The sequence below is a fragment of the Methylobacterium bullatum genome (assembly GCF_014845095.1).
In the GTDB taxonomy this organism is placed as follows: domain Bacteria; phylum Pseudomonadota; class Alphaproteobacteria; order Rhizobiales; family Beijerinckiaceae; genus Methylobacterium; species Methylobacterium bullatum.
Window position 1 is genome coordinate 1 of sequence record NZ_NKUG01000026.1, and the last position, 6473, is coordinate 6473.

General features: G+C 69.3%; 7 protein-coding genes. 4 read left to right on the forward strand and 3 right to left on the reverse strand.

Annotated features, from left to right (window positions below; translation table 11 throughout):
• Nucleotides 1-203: 203 nt before the first annotated feature.
• Nucleotides 204-1433, reverse strand: coding sequence for a GGDEF domain-containing protein (locus MBTS_RS03525; protein WP_192215085.1), 1230 nt, complete (start codon nt 1431-1433; stop codon nt 204-206).
• Between the two features lie 403 nt (nt 1434-1836).
• Here MBTS_RS03525 and MBTS_RS03530 point away from each other — a divergent pair, with 403 nt between their 5' ends.
• From MBTS_RS03530 to rimM, 4 genes are all read left to right on the forward strand, one after another.
• Entirely contained in the window at nt 1837-2067 is a 231-nt protein-coding gene (locus MBTS_RS03530; RefSeq protein ID WP_056144470.1) for a hypothetical protein, read from the forward strand.
• Nucleotides 2068-2084: 17 nt separating this feature from the next.
• Nucleotides 2085-3647: a signal recognition particle protein gene (gene ffh / locus MBTS_RS03535; RefSeq protein ID WP_192215086.1), complete on the forward strand. Its 1563-nt coding sequence runs from the start codon at nt 2085-2087 to the stop codon at nt 3645-3647.
• A gap of 111 nt (nt 3648-3758) precedes the next feature.
• A complete protein-coding gene (gene rpsP, locus MBTS_RS03540) occupies nt 3759-4121 on the forward strand; it encodes a 30S ribosomal protein S16 (protein ID WP_018042769.1) in 363 nt (120 codons plus the stop codon).
• Between the two features lie 12 nt (nt 4122-4133).
• Nucleotides 4134-4820, forward strand: a complete 687-nt coding sequence (gene rimM, locus MBTS_RS03545) for a ribosome maturation factor RimM (protein ID WP_192215087.1) — start codon at nt 4134-4136, stop codon at nt 4818-4820.
• 28 nt (nt 4821-4848) lie between these two features.
• On the opposite strand, the gene MBTS_RS03550 is transcribed toward rimM, so the two are convergent.
• Both MBTS_RS03550 and MBTS_RS03555 read right to left on the reverse strand, forming a co-directional pair.
• The gene (locus MBTS_RS03550) at nt 4849-5640 is read right to left on the reverse strand and encodes a bestrophin-like domain (RefSeq protein WP_056144458.1); all 792 of its coding nucleotides are present in this window, start codon (nt 5638-5640) and stop codon (nt 4849-4851) included.
• Between the two features lie 79 nt (nt 5641-5719).
• Nucleotides 5720-6460, reverse strand: coding sequence for a class I SAM-dependent methyltransferase (locus tag MBTS_RS03555; protein ID WP_192215088.1), 741 nt, complete (start codon nt 6458-6460; stop codon nt 5720-5722).
• Between the last annotated feature and the right edge of the window lie 13 nt (nt 6461-6473).

Consider the following 6473-nt stretch of genomic DNA (forward strand, 5'->3'; position numbering starts at 1 on the left):
CTCTCCCCCTTGTGGGGAGAGGTTAGGAGTGGGGGTGGCTCCGCCAGCCTCCGCAGCGTGAGGGTCGCCCGACCGCCCCCACCTCCAACTCCTCCCCACAAGCTCGACGGATCTCGGGCAGGCCCGAGATCCGCTGGGGAGGAGGGTCCCGCGCATCCCGCGAGATGCGTGACTCTCATAGCGCTCGACCGCAGGCGGTCGGTTCAGCCTGCCAGCGGGATGCGGGAGGCCCGGTCGGGCAGGCGCGCGGCCTTCGCCCCGCCCGCCTGACCTGCGCCGAAGCCCGGCCGGGACGCGAAGGGCAGGAATGTCCAGCCGTCTCGTGTCCGGCCCTTCGTGGCGTAGAGCGCGGAATCCGCGCATTCGATGAGTTCCTCCGGCGTGTGGTGTCTGCCGGGGACAGCCGAGGTCACGCCGATGCTGATCGTCAGCCCGATGGTCTCCCCACGCCAGAGGAAGGGCGAAGCGCGCAGGGCCGCGTTGGCCTGCTCGGCGATCTCGGTTGCCGCATCCCCCTCGATCCCGCGAAGCAGGATGCCGAATTCGTCGCCGCCGAGCCGCGCGAACACATCGGCGGGGCGGAGGCTTCCCCGCACCGCGTCCGCCACGTGCTGGAGCGCGGCATCGCCGGCCACGTGGCCGAGGCCGTCATTGATCCCCTTGAACCGGTCGAGGTCCATCAGCATCACGCTGAACGGTTCGCCGGTCTCGCGCGCGCACTCCCCGGCGAGCTGCCGCATGAACTGGCGGCGATTGGGCAGGCCGGTCAGGTCGTCCTCGGCGGCCAGCCGCTCCACCGTCGCCATCAGGCTGTCGACCACCGAGACGAGGAAGCCGAAATTCCAGACGATGCCCGCCAGGATGAAGACCAGCAGGTCGATGGCGGCGAGGGAGACCAGGGACACATCCGGTGCGATGCCGCTGAGCCTCACCGTCACCGCGCAGGCGACGATGCCATGGGCCGTGATCGCGGTCGCCAGTGCGCTCATCGTGATGAGCGCGCCGAGCTCCCGAATCCGGCGCCGGGCGAGATAGAGGATGGCGAGCGCGAGAGGAATGCATTGCGACGTGACGTAGAGCGGGTTCTGGCCCCACCAGGGTTGCCAAGTGAGCGCCATGGCGAGCACGCTGGCGGCCAGCAGCCCGGCATGGAGAGCCCAACGCGGCTCGTCCCCGTGGAAGCGGCGCAGGCCGACCGTGTTCAGGTAGAAGGCCAGACAGGCGACGGCATTCCCGCCGACGGTGGTGGCGAAATTCCCGACGCCGCCATCGAGGGCGAGCAGGATGCCGCCCGCCACCTTGGCCAGGCTGCCCGCCAGCCAGTAGCGCACCCCGGCCAGCTCCCTGTAGCGATAGAGGACGCTGGCCCAGAGCACGCAATGGGAGAGCCCGGCTATCAGCACGACCAGATACAGCGTGTAAAAATCCGGCATCCGGGACGGGCACTCTCTCTTTCGGGTCACACGCTCACTGACCAAGCTTGGCGGTTTGGATGTCTGAATACGCTATTCACCGCCGTTTGGGCGACTCGGTGTCTCTCACAAAACTCCCGCTGCGCCGTTGCGCCGTGAGCGAGAAGGGCCGTGAGCGGGAAGCGACCGGGAGTTTCGTGAGGTACTCCCAAGGCGGGCATCGACATGAATGCATCGCCCCCTCGACCACGATCTTGACTTGCGCGGGCTCTCGGACTAGTCCGCCAACCTCATATCCGACGACATGTCGTCAATACGAACGCCGACCGGCCCTGTGAGGCCGGAGGTCAACGCCCGACAGCGCGATGCGCCCTCGGGCGAGTTTCGCGTTGGAAACAGGCCGTCGCTCCGCCGATCCAGACGAGTGAGTCTCGCCCTGTCGCAAGCGCATGAACCCCTTCGCATCGAGGATGCGGTCAACGATGTCTGCCCCTGGTCGGGCAAGCCGATCGCGGCCGATTCCCTGACGCTCTACAACGGGTCCGTCGTCGGGTTCTGCAATCCCGATTGCCGGGACAAGTTCGCGTCGGCGATCAACGCCTTCGAGGCGGCGCTGCAGGTGCGGCGCGTCTCGTCCGCCGGCCTGTTCCAGTAGGTTCGGAGAGCCAGACGATGTTCGAAGGCCTGTCCGACCGCCTGTCCGGTATCCTCTCGGGGCTCACCCGTCGGGGTGCGCTCACGGAAGCCGATGTCACCGCCGCCCTGCGTGAGGTTCGCCGCGCGCTGCTGGAAGCCGACGTCGCCCTCGAAGTGGTGCGCGGCTTCACCGAGAAGGTGCGCGAGAAGGCGGTGGGCGCCGTCGTCGTCAAGTCGGTGACGCCCGGCCAGATGGTCGTGAAGATCGTCAACGACGAACTCGTGGCCATGCTCGGCTCCGAGGCCGGCCTCATCGATCTCAACGCCCCCGCCCCCGTCGCCATCCTGATGGTCGGCCTCCAGGGCTCGGGCAAGACCACCACCACCGCCAAGATCGCCCGGCGCCTGACCAACCGCGACAAGCGCAAGGTGCTGCTCGCCTCCCTCGATACCCGCCGCCCGGCCGCCATGGAGCAGCTGGCGATCCTGGCCAAGCAGGTCGGCGTCGACAGCCTGCCCATCGTCGAGGGCCAGTCGGCGGTGCAGATCGCCCGCCGCGCCATGGATGCCGCCCGCCTCGGCGGTTTCGACGTGGTGATGCTCGACACCGCCGGCCGCATCACCCTCGACGAGGCGCTGATGGCGGAGGCCGCCGAGGTCAAGGCGGCGACGAATCCCCACGAAGTCCTGCTGGTGGCCGATGCGCTCACCGGCCAGGACGCGGTGGTCACCGCCCGCGCCTTCGACGAGCGCCTGGGCGTCACCGGCATCGTGCTGACCCGCATGGACGGCGATTCGCGCGGTGGCGCGGCGCTCTCCATGCGCGCCGTCACCGGCAAGCCGATCAAGCTCGTCGGCACCGGCGAGAAAGTGGACGCCCTCGAGGAGTTCCATCCTTCCCGCGTCGCCAACCGCATCCTCGGCATGGGCGACATCGTCTCCCTCGTGGAGAAGGCGGCCGAGACCATCGACCACGAGCAGGCGCTCCGCACCGCGGAGAAGATGCGCAAGGGCAAGTTCGACCTCGACGACCTGTCGATGCAGCTCGCCCAGATGGAGAAGATGGGCGGCATCGGCGGCCTGATGGGCATGCTGCCGGGCATGGGCGCCATGAAGAAGCAGGTCGAGGGCGCCAATCTCGACGAGAACATGTTCAAGCGCCAGCGCGCCATCATCTCGTCGATGACCGCGCAGGAGCGCAAGAATCCCGACATCCTCAAGAATTCCCGCAAGAAGCGCATCGCCGCGGGGTCGGGGACGAAGGTGGAGGAGCTCAACAAGCTCCTCAAGATGCACCGGACCATGGCCGACATGATGAAGGCTATGGGGTCGGGCAAGCGCGGCATCGGCCAGGCGCTCGGCTCGATGTTCGGTCTCGGCGGTGGCGGGATGGGCGGCATGCCCGGCCTTCCCCCCGGCATGCCCGAGCCGACGCCCGAGCAGATCGAGGCGATGCAGAAGCAGATGGGCGGCAAGCTGCCTCCCATGCCGCCGGGCTTCGGCGGCGGAAAGATGCCGGGCCTTCCGGGGCTCGGAGGGCCGAAGGGGCCGGGCGGTCTGCCGGGCCTCGGCGGTTTCCCGTTCGGGAAGAAGAAGTAGGGGCGAATGGGGAGTAGCGAATAGCGAAGGGGCGGCAGGCCGGCCCTCTTCGCTACTCACTACTCGCTATCCGCCCAGAACGATCAGATTACCAACCTCCAGGAGCACACCATGTCCCTCAAGATCCGTCTCACCCGTGGCGGCGCCAAGAAGCGCCCGTATTACCGCATCGTCGTCGCCGACGCCCGCGCGCCCCGCGACGGCCGCTTCATCGAGAAGGTCGGCGTCTACGACCCGATGAAGGCCAAGGACGATCCGGCCCGCATCGTGCTCGAGTCCGAGAAGATCCAGGCCTGGCTCGCCAAGGGCGCCCAGCCCACCGACCGCGTCCTGCGCTTCCTCGACGCCGCCGGCCTCGCCAAGCGCCCCGCGCGCAACAACCCGCAGAAGGCCGAGCCGGGCGAGAAGGCCAAGGAGCGCGCCGCCAAGCGCGCCGAGAAGGCCGCCGCCCCGGCCGAAGACGCCGCGGCCTAAGGCGTTTTCGCGATGGCGCGCCGTCCCGGAGGCAGCAACCCCACCGGCGATGGCGGCCGTCGCGACCGCCCGGGCCGCATCGGCTCGGGCTCGGCGACCTCCGCGCATCGGCCCCGGCCGATGCCGGAGGTGCCGCTCCCGTCCACCGATCCGAGCCTCGTCCAGATGGGCGAGTTCGGTCGCGCGCACGGGCTCAACGGCGAAATCCGCCTGAAATCCTATACCGGCGATCCGCAGGCCATCGGCTCCTACGGGCCGCTCATCGGCGCCGGGGGCCAGCGCATCGAGCTCACCGACGTGCGCCGGGCCGGCGGAGCCTCGCCCGACCTGCTCGTTGTGCGGGTGAAGGGCGTCTCCGACCGCAACGGTGCGGAAGCGCTCAACCGCCTCGCCATCTACCTTCCGCGCGACCGCCTCGGCCATGTCGAGGACGAAGACGAGTTCTTCACGGCCGATCTCGTCGGCCTCGACGTGGTGGATGTGTCCGGCGCACTCCTCGGCACCGTCACCGACGTGCCGAATTACGGCGGCGGCGATCTCCTCGAGATCAAGCCGACGCTGGGCGGTCCCACCGCGCTCCTGCCTTTCACCAAGGCCTTCGTCCCGACCCTCGACGTCGCCAACGGCCGGGTCGTCGTCGATCCGCCCGACGACCTGTTCGCCCCCGCCGGGCCGAAGCCGCCCGACGAGCCCGCCTGAGGCGGGAGCGACCCGACCGGGCCGTCGCTCAGGGCTTGACGGTCGTCATCGCCGTCCGTGCCATCTCCAGCGGCGCCGACGTCACCGGCATCGGCCCGTCGAAGGGCCGCTCGTGCAGTCCGATCATTCCCAGCGTCGTCACCGTGGCGACCGAGAACAGGATCATCGCCACGGCCTGCGGCACCGGCTTGTCCACGTGGATCAGCCCGATGGACACGAGGGTGAGCAGCGCCAGCACCATCAGCGTCAGCCATTTCGACTGGTCGCCCTGAACATCGGCGAGCCCGAGGCGCGTGCCGCGCTCGGCCCGCAGGTTCATCACCGCGTCGAGAAGGCTCCCATGCGCGGCGGCTCCCGCCTCGGCGCTGTGCCGGGGATCGGCCACGGACTGCATCAACTCGCCCAGGGCCTCGTTGGCGGTCGCCGACGACTCGCCCACCGTCATCTTCGGCCATTCGTCGTCGATCAGCGCGTTCGCATAGGCGACCAGCTTGGTGCGGATCGCGGACATGTCGGAGGCCGTGGCGAGGCTCAGGTCATGCACGGCGAGGAGGTTGGTCTTCTCCGACTGGACGATCTTCGTCGCCTGCCGCTGACGCTCCCAGGCGTCGTTGGCCACGAAGCCCGTGAGCAGCGCCAGCATCACCGAGATGGCGTTGAAATAGGGGGCGACGACGCCGATCCCGAGCTTATGCATGCCCGGCCGCGTCGCGGACCAGGTGGAGAGAAGGCTGATGGCACCCATGCAGACCGCGAAGACGGCGCTCAGAAGGACGAACATCAGCCAGACAGGCTGATCGAGCCAAAACGTCAGGACCACGCACTCATTCTCCCGCTCGGTGTTCGAGGCGGGGCCACCCTAGCGCTTCGCCGCTACCGAACCGTGAATCCGGGCGCGATCACCGCCGGTCGGATCGCGTCGCCACGTCCTTGCAGGGGGAGATCGCGGAGGGGACGGGACGCGCGTCGACCGTGGGCGCCTCGAAGATCGCGAGATAGCCGACCCCGCCCTCCAGCACCGAGAAGCCGGTCTCCCGGTAGCCCGCCGCCGCGAGTTCGCACCGCAGGAGGGCGGGCGGCGTCCCGTGCCGCGAGGGAATCGCGTCGGCATCGACGATCCCGACCCGGCCGCCGGGTTTCATCGCGGCGGCGAGGTTGTGCAGGAGGCCATAGGGCTGGCTGATCTCGTGATACATGTGGACCAGCAACGCCGCGTCGAGGGAGCCGGGCGGGAGCCTCGGATCGTGGGGCTCGCCCCGCACCACGGTGACGTTGCCGAGCTTGGCCTGCGCGATGCGGGCGGTCAGGTCGGCGAGGTAGCGCGGCGTCACGTCCTCGGCGACGATCCGCCCCTGCGGCCTGACCCGCTCAGCCAGACGCACCGTGTAATAGCCGCTGCCGGCCCCGATATCGGCCACCGTCTCCCCGGGCGCGATCCGCATCAGCCGCGCCACCTGGCCGACCTCGTCGACCTTGTCGCGCTGGGCTTCCGATGCCCAGAGCGGCGCGATGATCTCGGCCACCGGCCTGTCCGGCTTCGGAAAGGCGGAGGCGGGGGCGCCGGGAGGTGCCAGCGGTTCTGTGGCGAAGGCCGGGACGATGAGGGCGATGAAGGCCGCGAGGGCGAGACGAGGAGACATGGCGGGACAACGA